This is a genomic window from Kitasatospora sp. SC0581, from assembly GCF_048159585.1.
GTDB lineage: Bacteria > Actinomycetota > Actinomycetes > Streptomycetales > Streptomycetaceae > Kitasatospora.
In genome coordinates, this window is record NZ_JBLRWA010000211.1 from 1 (window position 1) to 376 (window position 376).

The window sequence follows — 376 nt, forward strand, 5'->3', positions numbered from 1 at the left end:
ATGCATTAATCCCCCCTATCTCCATTGAAATCACAGCGTCTGCTTTTCTGCCTGACACAGCTTCATATTTTTTCAACGCTTTTACAATTTCTTCCCCTGTAGGCAGGTCTTCTTTCATTAACACCGTGGACCCTGCGGCTGCGACCGGCACGACCCAATCATCTGCCATTTCAACTGCGGTTTTTACTTCTATCACGTCATCTTCTTCCATAGCAGACAAAAGCAAATACGCTGCTATTTTCGTATCCCCGCCGCCTCCGCTGGATAAAAATTTTGCGCCGGCGCTTATGTAAGGAATGTCTTCTTTGTGAATGAACCAGCTCACGACTTCACCCCTCACCAAATACATTGCAAATATCGTGCCAAAAATAAAAAA

Annotated in this window: 1 protein-coding gene; it reads right to left on the bottom strand. The window is 44.9% G+C overall.

The window, feature by feature from the left end:
* On the bottom strand, positions 1-325 hold a 325-nt coding region (locus ACLWS4_RS37820), incomplete at its 3' end, for a DUF917 family protein (RefSeq protein WP_416876546.1).
* Positions 326-376 lie beyond the last annotated feature (51 nt).